This window comes from Streptomyces sp. NPDC028991 (assembly GCF_055564775.1).
The window spans coordinates 1-20,392 of record NZ_JBVHVP010000028.1 but is presented as its reverse complement, the minus strand read 5'-3'; the positions used below and the strand labels follow the sequence as shown (position 1 = coordinate 20,392).

The window sequence follows — 20,392 nt, the reverse complement described above, 5'->3', positions numbered from 1 at the left end:
GCCCCTCCCCCTCACAAGGACACCGCATGCCTACTGCCGTGCGCTTCGGCGTCAACTACACGCCCAGCGACGGGTGGTTCCATTCCTGGCTCGACTTCGACCCGGACTCCGTACGCGCCGACCTCGACTCCATAGCCGCGCTGGACGTGGACCACATCCGGGTCTTCCCGCTGTGGCCCTACTTCCAGCCCAACCGCACCCTGATCCGCGACCGCGCGGTCGCCCACCTGGTGGAGCTGGTCGACGCGGCCGGCGAGCGCGGCCTCGATGTCAACGTGGACGGCCTCCAAGGCCACCTGAGCAGCTTCGACTACCTGCCGGCCTGGACCCGCACCTGGCACCGGCGCAACCTGTTCACCGACCCCGAGGTCGTCGACGGCCAGGCCACCTACCTGCGCACCCTCGCCGCCGCCCTCGCCGGCCGGCCGAACTTCCTGGGCATGACCCTCGGCAACGAGGTCAACCAGTTCTCCGCCGGACCCCACCCCGACCCGGACCGGGCGAGCGCCGAGCAGATCGACGCCTGGCTGGAGCGGATGCTCGCCGCCTGCGAGGAGGGCGCCCCGGGCCGGATGCACCTGCACGCCGAGTACGACGCCACCTGGTACCAGGACGACCAGCCCTTCACCCCGGCCCAGGCCGCCCGGCGGGGCGCCGTGACGGCCGTGCACTCCTGGGTCTTCAACGGCACCGCCCAGCGCCACGGCCGCACCTCCGTGCCCAGCGAGCACCACGCCGCCTACCTGATCGAGCTGAGCAAGGCCTGGGCCGACGCCCCGCACCGCCCGGTCTGGCTCCAGGAGGTCGGCGCCCCGGCCCCCCTCGTGCCCGCGGAGCACGCCGCCGCCTTCACCGAGGCCACCATCGCGAACGCCCTGGACTGCCCCGGCCTGTGGGGCGTCACCTGGTGGTGCTCCCACGACGTGTCCCGGGCGCTGGCCGACTTCCCCGAGCTGGAGTACGGGCTCGGCCTGCTCACCAACGACCGCCGCCCCAAGGACACCGCACAGGTCCTGGCCCGCGCGGCCCGCGAGGCGCGTGCGGGAGCCCACTCCGCCCCCGCCCCGCGCACCACCGCCCTGGCCGTCCCCGCCGACCCGGCCGCGCGCTCGGCCTGCGCCCCCGGCGGCGCGGTCTTCGACGCCTTCTTCCGGCTGGTGGCCGACGGGGCCCGCCCGGCCACCGTCCTCGACACGCGTGCCGCCGACCCCGCGCACCTCGCGGCGCGAGGCATCACCGAGGTCGTCACGACCGACCAGGTACTCCCCGCCCCGCAAGGGCCCGACGGAACACCGGTTCACCAAGGAGGCACCCGCTCGTGACCCCCACCCGACGCACCGTCCTGCTCGCCGGAGCCGCGGCCGCACTGTGGCCCGCGCTGCCCGCGCACGCCGCCCCGAAGGACCCCGGCGAGGCCGGCAAGGCCGGCACGGCGCTCCAGCCGTACGCCTCCTACTGGTTCCCCGACTCGCTGCCCTCCGGCACTCCGGGCGACGGGATCACCTGGCGCAGCCTCAAGGAGTGGCGCGCGGCCGACGACCCCGACCTCGCCTTCAACAGGGCCTCCGTACCGCTCGCCGACCGCTTCAGCCCGACGCCCGCGAACACCACGGCCCGCGCCGGGCAGGCCCGCGTCCAGTCCCTGGTCTCCTTCGGGCCCACCGCGAGCAACCCCGCGCAGGGCTCGGCCACCGCCGACTACTACGCCCTCACCCACTGGGCCTACGTCGACGAACTCGTCTTCTGGGGCGGCTCCTCGGGCGAGGGCCTGGTCCTCGCCCCGAACGCGCCGGTCGTCGACGCCGCGCACCGGCACGGCGTGCCCGTCCTCGGCAACGTCTTCCTGCCGCCCGCCGCCTACGGCGGACAACTGCGCTGGACCCGCGACCTCGTGCAGAAGGACGCCGCCGGACGCTACCCGCTCGCCGCGCAACTGGTCGCCGTCGCCGAGGCGTACGGCTTCGACGGCTGGTTCGTCAACGCCGAGACCGGTGGAGGGGACGCCGCGCTCGGCGCGGACATGCGCGGCTTCCTGCGCGAGCTGAAGTCCCTCGCCGCGGCCAAGGGCCAGCGTGTGACCTGGTACGACTCGATGACCGTGGACGGGGCGGTGAGCTGGCAGGGGGCGCTCAACGACCGGAACCAGGCGTTCTTCGAGGCCGCCGACGACATGTTCGTGGACTTCCGCTGGACGGCCGACCGGCTGGCCTCCTCCGGGGAGCGGGCCGAACGGCTGGGCCGCAGCCGCTACGAGCTGTGGGCCGGCGTGGACGTGGAGTCGAACGGCTGGAACACGTCCGAGAACTGGGACGCGATCGTGCCGCGAGACGCCGCGCACATCACGTCGATCGGTCTGTACCGGCCCGAGTGGACCCGTAACCACCTGCCCGGGGACCGCCGGACGCCGGGGGACTTCCACGCCGCCGACGACCGGTTCTGGACGGGCGCGTCGCTCGACCCGTCCCGCCCGGACGGCGGAGACGGCGGGGACGGCTGGCGGGCGCCCGCGGTGTCGGTCGCCGACCGGTCGACGGTGACGTCGCTGCCGTTCGCCACCGCGTTCAACACCGGGCACGGACTGCGGTGGTACGAGCAGGGCACCGTCACCTCGGACATGCCCTGGAACCACCTCGGCCTCCAGGACCGGCTGCCGTCCCGGCGATGGGTGGTGCGCACGGAGGGCGAGCCCCCGACGGTCTCCTTCGACTTCGCGGACGCCTGGCGGGGCGGCAGCAGCGTCCTGGTCGACGGTGAACTCGACCGGCCGGCGGTCCTCGACCTGTACGCGACACGGCTGCCGCTGGGCGCCGACACGGTGGTCGAGCTCACGCACCGCACGGACGCGGGCGCTGTGAACGTCGAACTCGCCGTCGCCACCGCCGAGGCCGGTGAACCGGGCGCGGCACCGCCGTACCACTGGCTGCCGCCAACGGCCGCGCGGACTGCGAAGTCGGTCAACGGCTGGCAGACGGCCACCGTGCCGCTCACAGGCCTGTCCGGCACGCTGCACGCGATCGGCGTGCGGCTCACGGCCTCCGACGGCCCCGTGCGGTGGCGGGCCGGCGGACTCGCCGTCCGCACCGGCGCGGCGACGGCGCCCGCCGCCCCCGCCGCCGCGCGTATCACCGCCGCGAACGGCGGCGACCTGCGGTTCGCCTGGCACCACCCCCACGGCGACGACGTACGGCATTACACCCTCCACCGAGTGCTGCCCGACGGCACCCGCCGTTTCCTCGGGGGCACCTGTCAGCGGGCCTGGTTCGCCGGTGGCCTGCGCCCCGAACCGAGCGAGCGCGCCGCACGATTCGAAGTGCGTGCCGTGGGGGAGCTGTACACCACGTCGGCCCCCGTCACCGTGACCCACCCCTGGTAACCACCCGCCCCACCGACCCCGGAGCACCCGCATGCATGACGACCGCAATCTGGTCGAAGCCCGCCTCAAGCGCGTCCTCGACGAGCGCATCCGCCCTGCCGTGTACCCCGAGTCCGTGCCGCTGGACGTCGCGGTGTGGAACGCCCCCGGCGAGCCCGTGCCGGTCGCCGAGGGACTCGCGTCCGACCCCGAGCCCGTCGAGGCGGGCGCCCGCTGGGGCGCTCCCTGGGGCACCAGCTGGTTCCGCGTCACCGGCACCGTGCCGAAGGAGTGGGCCGGGAAGACCGTCGAGGCGATCCTCGACCTCGGCTTCGACGAGAACATGCCCGGCTTCCAGTGCGAGGGCCTGGTCTACCGGCCGGACGGCACCCCGGTGAAGGGCCTCAACCCACGCAACCAGTGGGTGCGCGTCGGCGCTCCCGCCGAGGGCGGCGAGGAGGTACGCCTGCATATCGAGGCGGCCTCCAACCCCGTCATCCTCGACTACCACCCCTTCGTGCCGACGCGGCTGGGCGACAAGGACACCGCCGGCCGCGAACCGCAGTACACGCTGACCCGCATGGACCTCGCCGTTCTCGACGAGACGGTGTGGCACCTCGTCCTCGACCTGGAGGTCCTCGGCGAGCTGATGGCCGAGCTGCCGGTGGAGTCGCCGCGCCGCTGGGAGATCCTGCGCGCCGTCGACAAGGCGCTGGACGCCGTCGATCTCCAGGACGTGAACGGCACGGCGGAGCAGGCCCGTGCCCGCCTCACCGGCGTCCTCTCCGCCCCCGCCGTCCCCTCCGCGCACCGCATCAGCGCGGTCGGCCACGCGCACATCGACTCGGCGTGGCTGTGGCCGCTGCGCGAGACCGTGCGCAAGGTGGCCCGCACCACCTCCAACATGACCGCCCTCCTCGAGGACGAGCCGGACTTCGTCTTCGCCATGTCGCAGGCCCAGCAGTGGGCGTGGGTGCGCGACCACCGGCCCGAGGTGTGGGCGCGGGTGAAGAAGGCCGTGGCGGACGGCCGCTTCGTGCCGGCCGGCGGCATGTGGGTGGAGTCGGACACCAACATGCCCGGCTCGGAGGCGATGGCCCGGCAGTTCGTGCACGGCAAGCGGTTCTTCCTCGACGAGTTCGGTGTCGAGAACGACGAGGCGTGGCTGCCGGACACCTTCGGCTTCGCGGCCGGGCTGCCGCAGATCATCAAGGCGGCCGGCACCAAGTACCTGCTGACGCAGAAGATCTCCTGGTCGCAGACGAACAAGTTCCCGCACCACACCTTCCGCTGGGAGGGCATCGACGGCACCCGGATCTTCACCCATTTCCCGCCCGTCGACACCTACAACTGTGCCATGAAGGGCAGCGAGATCGCGCACGCCGCCCGCAACTTCAAGGACAAGGGCGTCGCACGGCACTCCCTCGCCCCGACCGGCTGGGGCGACGGAGGCGGCGGCACCACCCGCGAGATGATCGCCAAGGCGGCCCGGCTGCGCGACCTCGAAGGCTCGGCGACGGTCACCTGGGAGACCCCGGGGGCCTTCTTCGAGAAGGCCGAGGCCGAGAACCCCGAGCCGCCCGTCTGGGTCGGCGAGCTCTACCTCGAACTCCACCGCGCCACCCTCACCAGCCAGGCCAGGACCAAGCAGGGCAACCGCCGCAGCGAACACCTCCTGCGAGAGGCCGAGCTGTGGGCGGCCACGGCGGCCGTGCGCGCCGGGTTCCCGTACCCGTACGACGACCTGGACCGCATCTGGAAGACGGTCCTGCTGCACCAGTTCCACGACATCCTGCCCGGCTCCTCCATCGCCTGGGTGCACCGTGAGGCACGCGCGACCTACGACCGCGTCGCCGGCGAGCTGAACCGGATCATCGACGCCGCGCAGCGCGCCCTGGCCGGCGAGGGCGACACCCCGCTCGTCTTCAACTCCGCCCCGCACACCCGGGCCGGCGTCCAGGCGGGCGCCGCCGCAGCGCCCGCCGCCGAGGGCCGCACCGCCCTCACCCCGCGCCCCGACGGCGGGCACGTCCTCGACAACGGCCTGCTGCGCGTCGGGATCGACGGCCGGGGGCTGGTCGTCTCGGCGTACGACATCGACGCCGACCGCGAGACGATCGCTCCCGGCGAGGCGGGCAACCTGCTCCAGCTCCACCCCGACTTCCCGAACATGTGGGACGCCTGGGACGTCGACGAGTTCTACCGCAACACGGTCACCGACCTCACCGACGCCGACGAGGTCGTCCCCGGCGACGACGGCGCCTCCGTGCGGATCACCCGTTCCTTCGGCTCCTCCCGCGTCACCCAGGTGCTGACGCTGGCGCCGGGGGAGCGGCGCCTCGAGGTGGACACCGAGGTCGACTGGCACGAGACGGAGAAGTTCCTCAAGCTCGCCTTCCCGCTCGACGTGCACGCCGAACGGTACGCGTCCGAGACCCAGTTCGGGCACTTCCACCGGCCGACCCACACCAACACCAGCTGGGAGGCCGCCAAGTTCGAGGCCTGCAACCACCGCTTCCTCCACCTGGAGGAGCCCGGCTGGGGCGTGGCCGTCGTCAACGACTCGACGTACGGCCACGACGTCACCCGCACCGTCCGCACCGGCGGCGGCGCCGGTACGACCACCACGGTCCGGGTGTCCCTGCTGCGCGCCCCGCGCTTCCCCGACCCCGAGACCGACCAGGGCGTGCACCGGTTCCGGCACGCGCTGGTCCCGGGCGCGGGCATCGGCGACGCCGTGCGCGAGGGCTGGCGGATCAACCTGCCCGAGCGGCGGGTGACGGGCGCCGGGGAGGTCGCGCCGCTGGTGTCGGCCGACCGGGACGCGGTCGTGGTCACCGCCGTCAAGCTGGCCGACGACGGCAGCGGTGACGTGGTGGTCCGCTTCCACGAGGCCCACGGCGGCCGGGTGCGGGCCACCCTGACGGCCGGCTTCCCGGTCGCCGGGGTGGCGGTGACCGACCTGCTGGAGCGGCCGCTCGCCGAGGAGGGGTCCGCCGTCGAGGCCGACGGCGACCGGATCGCCGTACGGCTGCGTCCGTTCCAGCTCATGACCCTGCGGCTCGAGCGCGCGTAGCAAGGGGGACGGGCCCGGCCTGCCCACCGGGCCGGGCCCGTCCCCCCGTCACGATGGCCGGCCGGTGTCCACCAGCCGGGTCGGCGGCAGGTACTCCCGCACGTAGGTCCGCTCCCAGCACGCGCCCGTCTCGCGCAGCTCGCGCCATGTCGTGTACCGGTACCGGAACAGCCGGGCGCGGACGAAGCGCGGCGGCGCGTCGGGCGGGAACGGCGAGCGGCGCAGCAGCTTCAGCGTCGCGCGGTCGTTCTCCAGCAGCCGCTCCACCAGGGTGCCGAACCACGAGCCGGCGTAGGAGGGCGACAGCGCGGCGAACCACATCAGCCAGTCCAGCCGCAGGTGGTACGGCGCGAACTGGCGCGGCCAGCGTCGCGGGTCACCGGGCTTGCCCTTGAACTCGTACTCCCGCCAGTCCCCGTCCTCGCGGGCCGTCTCGTCGGCGGTGCCCTCGATCACCACCTCGTAGCGGACCCGGCTGACGGTTCCGAAGGCCCCGTAGGTGTTGACCAGGTGGAGCGAGTCGAAGGAGCGGTTCATCACCTGGCGCCGGGAGAGCATGTTGCGCACCGGCCGGTGGCTCAGGAACACCAGCAGTGCCGCCACCGCGAGGACCACGGCCTCGTACCAGAGCGGCGCGGCGGACACGGACGGCGGATCGGCGGGGAACCGGACCGCCGACAGGGCCAGCACGATGGTGATCCAGTTCAGCCAGGAGAAGTTGCCCGACAGCACCAGCCAGAGCTGGGTCGCGATCATCAGCGCGGCGGCGGCCGTCGCGACGGGCTGCGGGGTGAACAGCAGGAAGGGCACCACGAGCTGCGTGACGTGGTTCGCGGCCACCTCGACACGGTGCAGGGGCCGGGGGAGGTGATGGAAGAACCAGCTCAGCGGGCCCGGCATCGGCTGGGTCTCGTGGTGGTGGTCCAGGCAGGTCAGCTTCCGCCAGCACTCGTCGCCCCGCATCTTGATCAGCCCCGCCCCGAACTCGACCCGGAACAGCAGCCAGCGCAGCAGGAACAGCACGACGATCGGCGGCGCCACCTCGTCGTTGCCGAGGAACACGGCGACGAAACCCGTCTCCAGCAGCAGCGACTCCCAGCCGAACGAGTACCAGGTCTGCCCGACATTGACGATCGACAGATACAGGACCCACGGCACCAGCCACAGCAGCATCGCCCCCCACAGCGGCAGCAGTGAGTCCAGCCCCGCCACCAGTGCCGCCGACACCGCGCAGCCCGCCCACGCCACGCTCGCGAAGAGACGGTCCGAGTAGCGCAGCTGGAACAGGCTCGGCGCCCGTTTGAACGGCACCCGCTCGACGAACCGGGGCACCGGTGTCAGGCCGCGCTCGCCCATGAGCGGACGGAACTGCAGGGCCGCCGTCAGGAACGCGACCAGATACACGACGGCCAGGGCCCGCTGGAAGACCAGCCGGCTCAGCCAGTAGTCGGGTGCGGTGAACCACTCCACGGCCGCGCTCCTAGCGTGCGTCCTGCTCCGGAGTGTCACTCCCCGGTGTGTCACTCTCCGTACGTCGCCGCTCCGGTTGCGTGACATGAGCGAGCGAAGCAGACAATAGTGGCCGGTTGTCTGAATTGTTGTTGACGGTCCTTCCCGTGGATTGTTCTTCCCCGACCGACAGGAGCGCGCGGTGCGGACATCTCTCGGCCCCTCCGTCGCCGCCTGCCTGCTCTCGGTGGCGCTCCTGGGCGGCACCACCGGCTGCGGTGTCGCCGGTGCCGACGGCGATCCGGCCGCCGACGCGGGCGGAGCACTCCACCTCCAGCCGGCCGCCGCCCGGGGCCCGGACCCGTTCACGGACTCCACGGCCGTCTCGACGGCTACCCCGCCCCCGGCCGCCCGAACGCAGCGGTCCGCGTCCGCGGCCGGCACGTCCGTCGCGCTCGACGGGCCGCGCGCCCTCTCGGGCGGGACGCCCGGCCTCTACGGCGGCATCCAGCACGTCGGCAGCTGCGACGTCACCCGGCAGATCGGCCATCTGGCCGCGCACCCGGCCCGTACCCGCGCCTTCGCCGGGGCCGCCGGTGTCTCCACCGGGACGGTCCCCGACTACCTGCGCAAACTCACCCCGGTGGTGCTGCGCGCCGACACCCGGGTCACCAACCACGGCTACCGGGACGGCCGGGCCACCGGATACCAGGCGGTCCTCCAGGCGGGCACCGCCGTCCTCGTCGACGACCGGGGAGTGCCGCGCGTCCGCTGTGCCTGCGGCAACCCGCTGAAGGCACCGGCCGCGGCCGGCGGCGAGTCCGTCACCCGCGGCCTGCCCTGGCCCGGCTACCGGCCCGCCGAGGTGATCGCCGTGACTCCGGCACCCCGGGCCATCACCGGCCTCACCCTCGTCAGCACCGTCGGCGACGCCTGGATCGAGCGGCGGCTCGGCCACGACACGCGCCACGACCGGCCCGTCCCCACTCCCGCGTGGGCCGCCGGTACACCGACCCGGGCTCCCACTCCGACTCCGACTCCGGCTCCGTCCTCGCCGCCTCCCGCCACCCCGGCGGCCGACGCGCGCAGCTCCTCGCCGAGCCCGGGGGAGATGCACGAAGAGGTGTACGAGGAGCCCCAGGAAGGGGCGTACGAGGAGAGGTACGCGGAGACGTACGACGAGAGGTACGACGAGAGGTACGAAGAGGCGTACCCGGACGACGTACCCACCGAGGAGACGACCGAGTTCGACCCGGACAGCGCTCCGGACGCTCCCGACCTGCCCGGCGGCGGCACTTCCGCGGATGTCTTCTGACAGCCCGAAGAAGCCGAACAAGTCGAAGAATCAGGCAAATCCTGGCAAGGTGGGGCCCATGGCTGATCGGGGAGCGAGTGCCCTGTCACTCCCGGACGACTGGCCCGCCCACCCGGACCCGATCCTGGCGCTCAACCGCATGGGCAGCTTCGACTGGGACCTGGACACGGGACTCTTCCACATGGACGCGCAGGCCTACGAGGTGTTCGACCTGCGCCCCGAGGAGTACGACGGGCGCCCCGAGTCGCTGGCGGTGCGGGTTCCCGCCGCGGAGGGCAGCCGCCTGGACGCACTGGTCGCCCAGGCCATGAAGGACGGCAGCGAGAACTACGGCACCTACTTCCGCCTGCGCTGCCGCGACGGCACCCTGCGCTGGACCCGCACCCAGGGCTACATCCGGCGCGACGAGACGGGCCGCCCCCGCCGGATCATCGGCATCGTCCGCGACGCCACCCAGGAGGTCGCCGACATCGAGGCCCGCCGCGAGCAGGCCGCACAGAACGAGGCCCGCCGCCGGCTCACCAACGTCGTCCAGCTCGCCACGGCCGCACTCGCGCACGCCCGCACGGTGGACGATGTCATCGAGGTCCTGCGGGACACCCACGGCCTCACCCGCCTGGGCGCCACCAGCCTCGTGATGGGCCTCGTCGAGGCCGGCCGCATCCGGCTGGTCGCCGACGGTCCCGACAACAGCTTCGTCCCCGGCACCCGGGTCACCCGGATCGACGAGCCGTACCCGATGAGCGAGGCCGTACGGACCCTCAGCCCCCGCTTCATCGAGTCGCCGGAGGACTTCGCGGAGCGCTACCCCTCGCTGTGGCAGAGCATCACCCACCTGAACATCACCGCGGCCGCCTACCTGCCGCTGATCGCCCAGGCCCGGCCGATCGGCGCGATCGGGCTCCTCTACAGCGACCGGCGCGGCTTCTCGGCGGAGGACCGCAACGTACTCGTCGCGCTCGGCAGCGGCATCGCGCAGAGCCTGCAACGGGCCATGCTCTACGAGCAGGAGATGGACCTCGCCGAGGGCCTTCAGCAGGCCATGCTGCCGCGCACCATCCCCAGCGTGCCCGGCTGCGACGTCGCCGTGCGCTACCGCGCGGCCACCATCGGCGGTGCCCTCGGCCGGGACATCGGCGGCGACTGGTACGACCTGATCCCGCTGCCCGGCGGCCGGGTGGGCGCCGTCATCGGCGACGTCCAGGGCCACGACACGCACGCCGCCGCCGTCATGGGCCAGCTGCGCATCGTGCTGCGCGCCTACGCCGCCGAGGGCCACCCCCCGGCCACGGTGATGGCGCGGGCCTCCGTCTTCCTCCACGAACTGGACACCGACCGCTTCGCGACCTGCCTGTACGCGGAGGCCGACCTGGGCACCGGGGTGGTCCAGGTGGTCCGCGCCGGGCACATCGACCCACTGCTGCGCCACAGCGACGGCACCTGCCGCCGCGTCCCTCTCGAGGGCGGGCTGCCGCTCGGCCTGTCCGCCGAGTTCGGACGCCTCGCCTACCCGGTCGCCACCGTGGAGCTGGACCCGGGCAACACGCTGCTGCTGTGCACCGACGGCCTGGTCGAGCAGCCCGGCGCCGACCTCGACGAGGGGATAGCGGTCCTGACGGCGCTGGTCGCCTCCGGCCCCCAGGACGTGCGCGACCTGGCCGACCGGCTCATCGACGTGGCCGAGGAGCGCCGCGGCGACGACGACGTGGCGCTGCTCCTGCTGCGCCGCCACGGAACGGGCGCCCCGAGGACCTTCGGCCGGCTCCAGCAGCACGTGTCCCCGGGCGACCCCGAGGCCCTCACCGAGGCCCGGCACATGATCCGCGCCGCCGTCCGCGCCTGGGGAGCCGCGGGGCAGAGCGACGAGATCGAGCTGGTCGCCGACGAGCTGGTCACCAACGCCCTCATGCACACCGAGGGCTCCGCCGTCGTCACCCTGCGGTTGCTCACTGGCACCGATCGCCGGCTGCGGGTGGAGGTCGAGGACTCCTCCAGCGCCCTGCCGCGCCGCCGCGAGGCAGGGGACTCCGGTGTCTCCGGACGCGGATTGCTCCTGGTCGAGGCGCTCGCCGACGACTGGGGCGTGGAGGCGCGCGGCGGCGGCAAGTGCGTGTGGTCCGAGTTCCTGGTGTCCCACCGCGCGGGCTGAACCCCACTGGCGCTGCCGGTCTGCGGTGGCACTCTGGACGTATGCCCGAACTGCCCGAGGTCGAGGCGCTCAGGGACTTCCTGACCGAGCACCTCACCGGCCGCGAGATCGTCCGTGTCCTGCCCGTGGCGATCAGCGTCCTGAAGACGTACGACCCACCGCTCACCGCCCTGGAGGGCCACCGGGTGACCGCGGTGCACCGCCACGGCAAGTTCCTCGACGTCGAGACCGCCGACGGCCCGCATCTGGTGACCCATCTGGCCCGCGCGGGCTGGCTGCACTGGAAGGACGCTCTCCCCAGCGGTCTGCCCCGCCCCGGCAAGGGCCCGCTCGCCCTGCGGGTCGCCCTGGAGACCGGCGCCGGCTTCGACCTGACGGAGGCGGGCACACAGAAGCGGCTCGCCGTGTACGCCGTGGCCGATGCGCGGCAGGTGCCCGGCGTGGCCCGGCTCGGCCCCGACCCGCTCGCCGACGACTTCGACGAGGCGCGATTCGCCGCGCTCCTCCACGGCGAGCGGCGGCAGCTCAAGGGAGCCCTGCGCGACCAGAGCCTGATCGCGGGCGTGGGAAACGCGTACAGCGACGAGATCCTGCACGTGGCGCGGATGTCCCCCTTCAAGCTGGCCGCGTCGCTCACCGACGAGGAGACGGCACGGCTGTACGCCGCGCTGCGGGGCACGCTCACCGAGGCGGTCGAACGCTCCCGGGGCGTCGCCGCCGGCCGCCTGAAGGCCGAGAAGAAGAGCGGGCTGCGCGTGCACGGCCGCACCGGCGAGCCCTGCCCGGTGTGCGGCGACACCGTTCGCGAGGTCTCCTACAGCGACTCCTCGCTCCAGTACTGCCCGACCTGCCAGACCGGCGGCAAGCCGCTGGCGGACCGGAGGCTGTCCCGACTGCTCAAGTAGCGCCGCCGGCGCTTCCCGCTCCGTCCTTCGCCGGTCATCCGGCGGGCAGCGTCACCAGGTGTTCCCCGTCCGCGGTGCGCACCTCGTAGCGGGCGATCTGGTCGGGATGCAGGGCGGCCCCGCCGTGCATGGTGCTGGGCCGGTCGTCGTGCCCGGGGGCGTTCCAGCTGGTGACCGTCTGCTCCGTGCCGTCGCGGCCGACGGCGACCAGCCGGCAGGATCGCGGCCCCGCGCCGTCCTTCACCTCGAGTTGCACGTCGGTACCCCAGGCCTCGTCCTCGGTGGTGACCTGCGCCCACACCCCGGACCGCTCGTCGGTCGCGGTGACCCGTACGGCCGGGTCGCCCTGCGCCGCGTGGATGACGACGCCGGGACCGGCCACGGCACACACGACCGCGGCGGCCACGGCGTACAGCACTCGCCTGCGGCCGGCCCGTTGGCGTGCCGCCACCTCGGACAGCAGGCGGTCCAGCAGGCTCGGGCCGGGCCTGGTCATGGGATGGACGAGGCGTGGCGTCGCCTGCCGGTACAGCATCAACTGCCGGGTGGCGGGGCCGAATTCGGTCACCTGAGCCGCGCACCCGGGGCACTCCATGAGGTGGTCCTCGAAGCGGAACGCTTCCGCCTCGTCCAGCACGCCGAGCGCGTAGGCGCCGACGTCACGATGCCTTTCCAGGGACCTCATGCCGAATCCTCGTGCCGTTGGGTGCGGGTGGGGTTACTGCGTGCTCCCACCCGTACGCACCGGACGGCCGAATCACTCAAGCCACGACAGAATCGCGGCCAAGGGGTTCGGAGCGGCCGAGCCCGTGGATTGGTCCGTCCTCGAAGAAGTTCGTGAAGCGGGCCGGGCTCCCGGGAACCGGACGGGCCCTAGAAGAGGTGGATGGCCAGGTGGCCGAGCGGCAGCCCCAGCTGCCACGCCGGCGTCCACACCTTCGGGCCCTCGTCCTCCCCGCTCACCGCTCCGCCCGGGACCGCGTTCAGGTCGGGGGCGAGCAGCTCGGTCTCCTGGAGCCAGCGCCAGGCCTCCCGGGCCAGCTCCAGGTCCGGCGAGTACCGGCCGGCGGCCACCGCGTCGGCCGTGGCCTCGGCCAGTCTCGACCGCACCCACTCGTGCCACGGCTGGTCGTAGGCGGTCAACGACAGCCAGGTCTCCATCCGGGTGATGACCCGGATGCCGCCGAGTTCGTCGTCGGTGTCGGACAGGAAGACGGTCAGCGCCAGGGCGTCGCGCCCGGCGCGGAACTCGAAGGACGTCGGCGGCATCAGGTCGCCGGTCCGCAGCAGCTCGTCGGCGATGTACTCGGCGTACAGCCACGCCATGGGAACGGTCAGTTCGCCCCCACCGGTGCCGTCCGTGCTCTCTTGACCTCTGTGCAGCATCCCTTCCTGCCTTCCTCCGGTGCGTGCGCGTCGCCCGACCCGGGTCATGGGCCCCCGTCCGGAACACGGATGAGGACAGCCGATTACTCAACCGGGGTCCAGGGCAAGGCGCTTTACGGAGGCTTGACCATGCGGTCGGTTTCACCGCAGGTCGGCGGCGTATCCCGGTAGCACCCTGCGCAGGGCGCGCAGCGCGTAGTACGCGCGGGACTTCACGGTACCGGGCGGGATGCCCAGGGCTGCCGCGGCTTCCGCCACACTCGCCCCCTGGAAGTACACCAGCACCAGGACTTCACGGTGCTCAGGAGTGAGTGTCTTCACAGCTTCGCGCACGTCCAGGGCCGCGGCGGCGCGTTCGGCGTGATCGGCGCAGACCGGCGCGTTCTCCAGTACGGCGTCGCCGACCTCCGCAGGGCGCGCCTGCCGGGCCCGGCGCGCGTCGATCGCGAGGCGCCGGGCCACGGTGAGCAGCCAGGGCCGCACCGAGTCGAAGTCGTCGGCGCGCAGGGCCTCGGGGTGCTGCCAGGCGCGGACCAGGGTCTCCTGCACGAGGTCCTCGGCACGCTGCCGGTCGCCGTCGCTGAGCCGCAGCAGCAGCGCGAACAACGGCCGGCCGTGCTCGCGCTGCAGTGCGGCGAGCTCGTGCTCGGCGGTCGTCCCGTTCGTCCTGTCCGTCAGGGTGATTCCGGCCGTCATGGCCGTATGGCATCGCAGGGCGCCGCTCGGGGACAGGGCGCGCGCACGGGTGTGCGACGGACGGTCGATCGCGTCGACGAACGGTTCGACGAACGGTCGGCGCACCCCGTTCGCGCACGCCGGACGGGCTAATGGGCGTGTCGGAGTCGCCCTGGACGCCGTGAGCCTCATTTCCTGTTTGTCAGTAAATGTGACTATTCATCGGTGTGTGCGACCCCAGCGGAGCGAACGGATGATCACACGCAGTCGGCAGGTGGCCCTGGCCCTGACCGCCCTTCTCACCGTGGGCGCGGCCTGCCAGGCCCGCGACCACGAACCGCCGAAACGGCCGGCCCCGGCCCCGTCCGCCGCCGACACCGGCGTCTTCACCCTGGTCGCGTCCGGCGACGTACTGCCGCACGACTCGATCATCGAACGGGCCCGCTTCGACGCCGGCGGCACCGGCTACGACTTCCGCCCCATGCTCTCCGGCGCCGGGCCCGTCGTCTCGCGCGCCGACCTCGCCCTGTGCCACATGGAGACCGTGTACGGCGCGAAGGGCGACTACAGCGGGTACCCCCTCTTCAAGTCCCCGCCGGAAGTGGCCGAGGCCCTGGCCGCCACCGGCTACGACGGGTGCTCCACGGCCTCCAACCACAGCGTCGACGACGGCGCCGACGGCATCCGCCGCACCCTGGACGCCCTCGACCGGGCCGGTGTGCGGCACGCCGGCACGGCGCGCACCGAGGCCGAGGCGGGCACCACGACGATCCTGCGCGCGGGCCGGGCCGACGTCGCCCACCTCGCCTACACCCTCCACACCAACGGCCACCCGATTCCCGAGGAGCAGCCCTGGGCGGTCGGCCTGATCGACGAGGAGCGGATCGTCACGGACGCCCGGGCCGCTCGGCAGGCCGGCGCGGACATCGTCGTCGTGTCCCTGCACTGGGGCACCGAATGGCAGGACGAGCCCGACCGGGACCAGTTGACCCTGGCCCGGAGTCTGACCGCGGCCCGGACCGGCGACCGCCCCGACATCGACCTGATCCTCGGCACCCACGCCCATGTCCCGCAGGCGTACGAGAAGGTCAACGGCACCTGGGTGATCTACGGGATGGGCGACCAGATCGCGGGCGAGATGATCAACGACGAGGGTGCCCGCGATCCGCGCGGCAACCAGTCGACCATCGGCCGCTTCACCTTCGCCCCGCCCGCCAGGTCCGGCGAACGCTGGCGGGTGACCAGGGCCGAGTTCGTCCCGCAGCTGTTCGACGTCGACGCCGGCCGGGTGGTGAACCTCAACCGCGCACTGGACAAGGGCGCCGACGTGCGTGCCGTGCGCGACCGTATCCGCGACGTCGTACTCAGCCGGGGCGCGGCCGGGGACGGCCTGGTGATGGGGAAGTAGGCCGGGCGTCCTGGCCGCTCAGGCGTCGTCCACGTGATCCAGGGCCGTGAGCATCGCCCCGAGCACCCGCAGGCAGGTGGCGACGTCGGCGTCGCTGAGGTCGCCACCGACCTCGCGCAGCAGCCGGTGCTCCCGGTCCAGCACGTCGGCGATGGTCTCCTCGCCCCGCCCGGTCGGCCGGATCAGCGACGACCGGCGGTGCGCGGGGTTCGGGATGCTCTCCACCAGGCCCAGTGCCGCGGCGTCGTTGACCATGCGCTGCACGAACTGCCTGCTGATCGCCTGGGCGCGGCCCATCTGCGGCACGGTCATCGGCCCGTTGCGGTGCAGCAGCGTCAGCACGGCGCGGACGCCGACGGACAGGCCGTCGGCCTCCAGGCCCTGCTCGACGCTGCGCTGCGCGCGCCGGTAGAGGGGGCCGACCAGGTCGTAGACCTCGGTGAGGCGCTGGGCGAGCGCGTCCGGCGGGAGGGGGGCGTCGGTATCCTTCACCTCGCCATCATGACACCCAGGTTGCCAAAATCCCTCCAAGATGACACCTTGGTTGTCATGAATGCCGCTTCGGACCTGCGTTACTTCACGTCCTCGGACGGCGAACTCGCCTACCGCGACACCGGGGCCGGGGACCTCGTGGTGCTGCTCCACTCCGGGTTCGTCGACCACCGCCTGTACGACGCCCAGGTTCCGGCCCTTGCCGCCCACCACCGCGTGATCGCTCCCGACGTACGCGGCCACGGCTTCTCGGCCAACGCCACCAGGCCGTTCCGCTGGGCGGACGACCTGGCCGAGCTGCTGCGGCACCTCGACGCAGGGCGCGCCGTGCTCGTCGGTGTCTCCATGGGCGGCGCGATCGCCACCGACACCGCCGTGGAATACCCGGAACTGGTCCGCGCGGTGGTCGCCTGTGGCGCCGCCACCAGCGATTTCGAGTACACCGATCCCTGGTACCGGGAGATCCAGGCGGAGTACGCCCGCACCCTGGGGGCCGGTGACCTCGAGGGCTGGCTGGCCGCGTTCCTGCGCGTGGTGCCCGGCCCGGACCGGACGGCACAGGACATCGAACCCGGCATCCTGCGCCGGCTGAGCGAGATGGCCCTCCACACGATGTCCAAGCACAGCCCCGGCGAACCCGACCTGCACACGCCGATGACCGACACGTGGTCCCGGGTACCGAAGATCGACGTCCCGGTCCTCGCCGTCAACGGATCGCTCGAACCGGACGACCTGACCGGCGCCGCCGAACGGCTGGTCCGCACCGTCCGGGACGGCCGGCCCGTGACCGTCGAGGGCGTCGGTCACTACGCGAACCTGGAGAAACCGCAGGAGTTCAACAGGATCCTGCTCGACTTCCTGCGCACCCTCTGACGCCGCGCCGGTTCCGACTTCCGCTACGAGTACCCGAGGTGGATCACCGGTCCGATCGCGAACCACACGGCCAACCGCACCTCAGGTCCGCGGGTCCGCCACTACGGCACGACTGTCACGGGCCAGCGCCCCGCCTTCACCAGCCGCACCGCGACGGAACCGACGATCCGGTGCCCGGCCTGCTCGGAGGCGCCCACCACCACGGCGTCGGCCTTCAGTTCGTCGGCCGCCCTGACCAGCCCGTTGTAGGGGTCGCCGCGGAAGGTGTGGAACTCCCAGCGCACGTCGAATATCCCCTTGGACCGCTCGGTCGCCTCCCGGATCTGGGCCACCAGGTCCTCGGCGATCTCGTCGGTCGTCTCCGCCACCGGTGCTCCGAGCGCCGCGCCCGACGTCAGCACCGGCTGCACGTACACCACGGCGAGCAGCGCGCGCTGCCGCCGGGCCAGACCGCCGGCGTAGGCCGCCGCCCGGAGCGAGGAGTCGGAGCCGTCCACCCCGGCCACGATGACCTTCGGCCCGTCCGTGCCCCGTTCGAACTGCTGGGAGTGCTGTTCCGTCACGCGGCGAGGTTATCCGGTCGCCCGTGATCTTGGGCCGTGCGGGTGGTTTCATGCCGCCGCACCGGTGTTGCTCAGGTGCGGCGGACCGTGGCCGGGCGACTGATGAGTCATGAAGAAGGATCAGTTGCTGACACGACGCCGCGCCCTGCTCGCCGGCGCCGCGGCCGTGGGAGCGGCAGGCACCGCCGGCGCGCTCGCGGTGGCCCTGGGGGACGGACCGGCCCGACCGCTCGCCCCCGCCCCGGGTGCCCCGGCACGCCGTCCGCTCAAGCCCTCCGCCTACCGCCTTCAGCCCTTGACCGGATACGGCGCGCCACGTGCCTCGCCCGCGCGGCCCCCGGTGCGCAGCGAGCCGATCCTGCGTGTGTCGGGCCGGGGGCGCACGATGCTGCTCACGTTCGACGACGGACCCGACCCCCGCTACACCCCGGACATCCTGGACACACTGGCGAAGTACGACGTGCGTGCGACGTTCTTCGTGTGCGGCGAGATGGCGGACTACAACAGGGATCTGCTGTCCCGGATGTCCGACGAGGGGCACGTCGTCGGCAACCACACCTGGTCCCACCCGTTGCTGACCCGTCTCGGCCGGCGCCGCATCCGCTCCGAGATGGAGCGGACGAGCGAGGTCGTCGAGCAGGCCTACGGCGAGCCGCCCCGCTGGTTCCGGGCCCCGTACGGAGCGTGGAACCGCGCCGCCTTCCAGCTCGGCGCCGAACTGGGCATGGAACCCCTCGCCTGGACCGTGGACACCCTCGACTGGACCACCCCCGGCACCGGGACCATCGTCGACCGGGTGGAGGACGGCGCCGCCCCCGGTGTCGTGGTGCTCTCGCACGACGCCGGGGGCGACCGCTCGCAGAGTGTCCGCGCCCTGCGCTCCTACCTGCCCGAGCTGCTGGACTCCGGCTACCACCTCACCGTTCCCCGGAGGCCGTACGTCTGACACCCGCCCCGCGCGCCCGGCCGGGGCTCCGCTCGGTGGGCCCCGGCCGGCGGATATCGGCCGGGGCGTCTCGGCCGGCGGATATCGGCCGGCGGATATCGGTCAGCGGATCTCGGTCAGGCGGGCGAAGGCGACGACGTTCCCCTCGTAGCCGTTCTGCTTGGAGAAACCGCCACCGCAGGTGATGACCCGCAATTCGGGGCTGCCCTTGGACGCGTAGACCCGGTCGCCGGGGAAATTGTCCTTTTCGAACACCTCGATGCCGTAGATCTCGAAGACCGCCGTCTTTCCGTCCTGGCGGTGCACCTCGACCTTGTTTCCCTGTTTCAGGGCCCCGAGCCCGTAGAAGACCGCGGGGCCCTGTTTGTTGTCGACATGGCCTACGACGACCGCGGTGCCCTTTTCCCCGGGGGTGACCGCGCCGGTGAACCAGCCGGCCAGATTGGGGTCCTCGGGCGGCGGTGCCCCGATCCAGCCGTCCACGTCGAGACCGACCGGCATGATCGGCGCGTCGACCTGGATGGCGGGGATGCCCACCCGGTCGGGCACCGAGTAGGGCAGCGGCGTCAGGCCCGCGGCCGCGGCGTCGCCGCCGGCGACGCGGGTGTCCGAGGCGGCGGCCGACGCCGGCTGCGGCGGGCCCGCGTCGAATTCCCCCGAACCGTTCCGGATGAGCGCGAGCCCGGTCAGCAGAACAAGCGCTATCACGCCCCAGGGAGCGCGCTTCCTCCGCTGCTCCTCCTCTTCGGCCAACTCGGACGCATACATTCGCCATCCCCTCTCGACCCGGCCGTCGCCGTGTCATCCGCGCATACGAGCACGCTAAGCGCGGTGCGCCCGACCGGCGACGGGGCGGCGGCGAACGGGTGGCACCCACGCCCCTCCGTGAGCCATCCGGGATTTCCCCGGCAGGAAATCTCTGACGGTCCGTGACCTGCGGTGATATCCACTCGCGCGGTACCGGCCCGGCAGTCGCCCTCACCAGGACGGACCATTCCCGAAATGCGGCCCCGCACCGGGCAACTGAGGGTCTTTCTGGGAGGCGCTTTCTCGCCGATCGACCGGGGACGGGACCCGGGGCGTCTTCCGCGGAGGATCACATGCGAAACACTCGTGCCCTCGCGGCAGCCGGCGCCGCGGTCGCTGTCCTCGGGCTGGCCGCCCCCACGGCCACCGCCGGCGGCGACCACAACCAGCCGAGCAACATCGTCGCCCTGCCCAGCGTGATCGCCCGCGGCGGTCAGATGACCGTCACGGTCGACGGCTGCCCGCAGGGCGGCACGATGACCTCGGACGCCTTCCGGACGACCCACCTGACCCCGGTCAAGGGCGCCAACGAGACGTCCAAGGGCACCGCCACCATCAGGGAGGACGCCCGGCCCGGCTCGTACGACATCACCGTCAACTGCTCGGGCAGGCGACTGACGCGTCCGGCCGCCTTCACCGTCATCGGCGGTGTGCGCGGCGGTATCGGCGGCAGCAGTTCCAGCGGGGCGACGCCGACCGACATCGCCATCGGCGGCGGGCTCGTCGTGGCGGCCGTCGCCGGTGGCGGCCTGTTCTGGATGCGCCGCCGCGCCGAGCGGCGGATCTGACCCGTCCCCGTCCGTCACCGTACGGGCTCCGCCTTCGGGGGGCGGGCCCGTCCGGCGCCCACGGACCGCGCACAGGCCTTCGGATCGCGCGCACGTGTCGCACAGCCGGATCGCGCGTCGCACGCCGACAAGGGTTTTTTGCGCGGCCCACTTTGGGGTTTGGGGGGAAGACCCCTTTTGTGTGAAACCCGACAAATCCCCTACCCCC

17 protein-coding genes are annotated in these 20,392 nt (G+C 72.8%); 10 read left to right on the top strand and 7 right to left on the bottom strand.

The window, feature by feature from the left end; genetic code table 11:
* The first annotated feature begins 26 nt into the window (after window positions 1–26).
* The 3 genes from ACZ4V1_RS31970 to ACZ4V1_RS31960 are packed head-to-tail and all read left to right on the top strand — an operon-like array spanning window position 27 to window position 6,428.
* Window positions 27–1,322: a glycoside hydrolase 5 family protein gene (locus ACZ4V1_RS31970; protein ID WP_468343313.1), complete on the top strand. Its 1,296-nt coding sequence runs from the start codon at window positions 27–29 to the stop codon at window positions 1,320–1,322.
* Window positions 1,319–3,373, top strand: coding sequence for an endo-beta-N-acetylglucosaminidase (locus ACZ4V1_RS31965; protein ID WP_468343310.1), 2,055 nt, complete (start codon window positions 1,319–1,321; stop codon window positions 3,371–3,373). Before ACZ4V1_RS31970 ends, ACZ4V1_RS31965 begins: the two co-directional genes overlap by 4 nt.
* A 31-nt stretch (window positions 3,374–3,404) precedes the next feature.
* Window positions 3,405–6,428, top strand: a complete 3,024-nt coding sequence (locus tag ACZ4V1_RS31960) for an alpha-mannosidase (RefSeq protein WP_468343307.1) — start codon at window positions 3,405–3,407, stop codon at window positions 6,426–6,428.
* 48 nt (window positions 6,429–6,476) lie between these two features.
* On the opposite strand, the gene ACZ4V1_RS31955 is transcribed toward ACZ4V1_RS31960, so the two are convergent.
* Window positions 6,477–7,898, bottom strand: coding sequence for a lipase maturation factor family protein (locus tag ACZ4V1_RS31955; protein WP_468343304.1), 1,422 nt, complete (start codon window positions 7,896–7,898; stop codon window positions 6,477–6,479).
* Between the two features lie 181 nt (window positions 7,899–8,079).
* On the opposite strand from ACZ4V1_RS31955, the gene ACZ4V1_RS31950 reads away from it, so the two are divergent.
* The 3 genes from ACZ4V1_RS31950 to ACZ4V1_RS31940 are packed head-to-tail and all read left to right on the top strand — an operon-like array spanning window position 8,080 to window position 12,246.
* Window positions 8,080–9,192 carry a DUF6777 domain-containing protein gene (locus tag ACZ4V1_RS31950; RefSeq protein WP_468343301.1) on the top strand — a complete coding sequence of 371 codons (1,113 nt, stop codon included), beginning with the start codon at window positions 8,080–8,082 and terminating at the stop codon, window positions 9,190–9,192.
* Between the two features lie 58 nt (window positions 9,193–9,250).
* On the top strand, window positions 9,251–11,341 hold the full coding sequence (locus tag ACZ4V1_RS31945; RefSeq protein WP_468343298.1) for a SpoIIE family protein phosphatase: 2,091 nt from the start codon (window positions 9,251–9,253) through the stop codon (window positions 11,339–11,341).
* 41 nt (window positions 11,342–11,382) lie between these two features.
* Complete coding sequence (locus ACZ4V1_RS31940; RefSeq protein ID WP_468343295.1) at window positions 11,383–12,246, top strand: Fpg/Nei family DNA glycosylase; 864 nt, start codon at window positions 11,383–11,385, stop codon at window positions 12,244–12,246.
* A 34-nt stretch (window positions 12,247–12,280) separates the two neighbouring features.
* Here the strand turns inward: ACZ4V1_RS31940 and ACZ4V1_RS31935 are convergent, their stop codons facing one another.
* The 3 genes from ACZ4V1_RS31935 to ACZ4V1_RS31925 form a co-directional block, all read right to left on the bottom strand.
* Window positions 12,281–12,931 (bottom strand): zf-HC2 domain-containing protein, encoded by a 651-nt coding sequence (locus tag ACZ4V1_RS31935; protein WP_468343292.1) that lies wholly within the window; start codon window positions 12,929–12,931, stop codon window positions 12,281–12,283.
* Between the two features lie 188 nt (window positions 12,932–13,119).
* Complete coding sequence (locus ACZ4V1_RS31930) at window positions 13,120–13,632, bottom strand: hypothetical protein (protein ID WP_468343289.1); 513 nt, start codon at window positions 13,630–13,632, stop codon at window positions 13,120–13,122.
* A 141-nt stretch (window positions 13,633–13,773) separates the two neighbouring features.
* A complete protein-coding gene (locus ACZ4V1_RS31925) occupies window positions 13,774–14,328 on the bottom strand; it encodes a sigma-70 family RNA polymerase sigma factor (protein WP_468343286.1) in 555 nt (184 codons plus the stop codon).
* A 232-nt stretch (window positions 14,329–14,560) separates the two neighbouring features.
* Here ACZ4V1_RS31925 and ACZ4V1_RS31920 point away from each other — a divergent pair, with 232 nt between their 5' ends.
* The gene (locus tag ACZ4V1_RS31920; RefSeq protein WP_468343283.1) at window positions 14,561–15,715 is read left to right on the top strand and encodes a CapA family protein; all 1,155 of its coding nucleotides are present in this window, start codon (window positions 14,561–14,563) and stop codon (window positions 15,713–15,715) included.
* 18 nt (window positions 15,716–15,733) lie between these two features.
* Here the strand turns inward: ACZ4V1_RS31920 and ACZ4V1_RS31915 are convergent, their stop codons facing one another.
* Entirely contained in the window at window positions 15,734–16,207 is a 474-nt protein-coding gene (locus ACZ4V1_RS31915; RefSeq protein ID WP_468343280.1) for a MarR family winged helix-turn-helix transcriptional regulator, read from the bottom strand.
* 57 nt (window positions 16,208–16,264) lie between these two features.
* Here ACZ4V1_RS31915 and ACZ4V1_RS31910 point away from each other — a divergent pair, with 57 nt between their 5' ends.
* The gene (locus tag ACZ4V1_RS31910; protein WP_468343277.1) at window positions 16,265–17,080 is read left to right on the top strand and encodes an alpha/beta fold hydrolase; all 816 of its coding nucleotides are present in this window, start codon (window positions 16,265–16,267) and stop codon (window positions 17,078–17,080) included.
* 101 nt (window positions 17,081–17,181) lie between these two features.
* On the opposite strand, the gene ACZ4V1_RS31905 is transcribed toward ACZ4V1_RS31910, so the two are convergent.
* Window positions 17,182–17,643, bottom strand: a complete 462-nt coding sequence (locus tag ACZ4V1_RS31905) for a universal stress protein (RefSeq protein WP_468343274.1) — start codon at window positions 17,641–17,643, stop codon at window positions 17,182–17,184.
* A 109-nt stretch (window positions 17,644–17,752) separates the two neighbouring features.
* Between ACZ4V1_RS31905 and ACZ4V1_RS31900 the strand changes: the two genes are divergently transcribed.
* The gene (locus ACZ4V1_RS31900; RefSeq protein WP_468343271.1) at window positions 17,753–18,589 is read left to right on the top strand and encodes a polysaccharide deacetylase family protein; all 837 of its coding nucleotides are present in this window, start codon (window positions 17,753–17,755) and stop codon (window positions 18,587–18,589) included.
* A gap of 102 nt (window positions 18,590–18,691) precedes the next feature.
* Here the strand turns inward: ACZ4V1_RS31900 and ACZ4V1_RS31895 are convergent, their stop codons facing one another.
* The gene (locus ACZ4V1_RS31895) at window positions 18,692–19,357 is read right to left on the bottom strand and encodes a class F sortase (RefSeq protein ID WP_468343268.1); all 666 of its coding nucleotides are present in this window, start codon (window positions 19,355–19,357) and stop codon (window positions 18,692–18,694) included.
* 332 nt (window positions 19,358–19,689) lie between these two features.
* On the opposite strand from ACZ4V1_RS31895, the gene ACZ4V1_RS31890 reads away from it, so the two are divergent.
* Window positions 19,690–20,184, top strand: a complete 495-nt coding sequence (locus ACZ4V1_RS31890) for a hypothetical protein (protein ID WP_468343265.1) — start codon at window positions 19,690–19,692, stop codon at window positions 20,182–20,184.
* The last annotated feature ends 208 nt before the right edge of the window (window positions 20,185–20,392 follow it).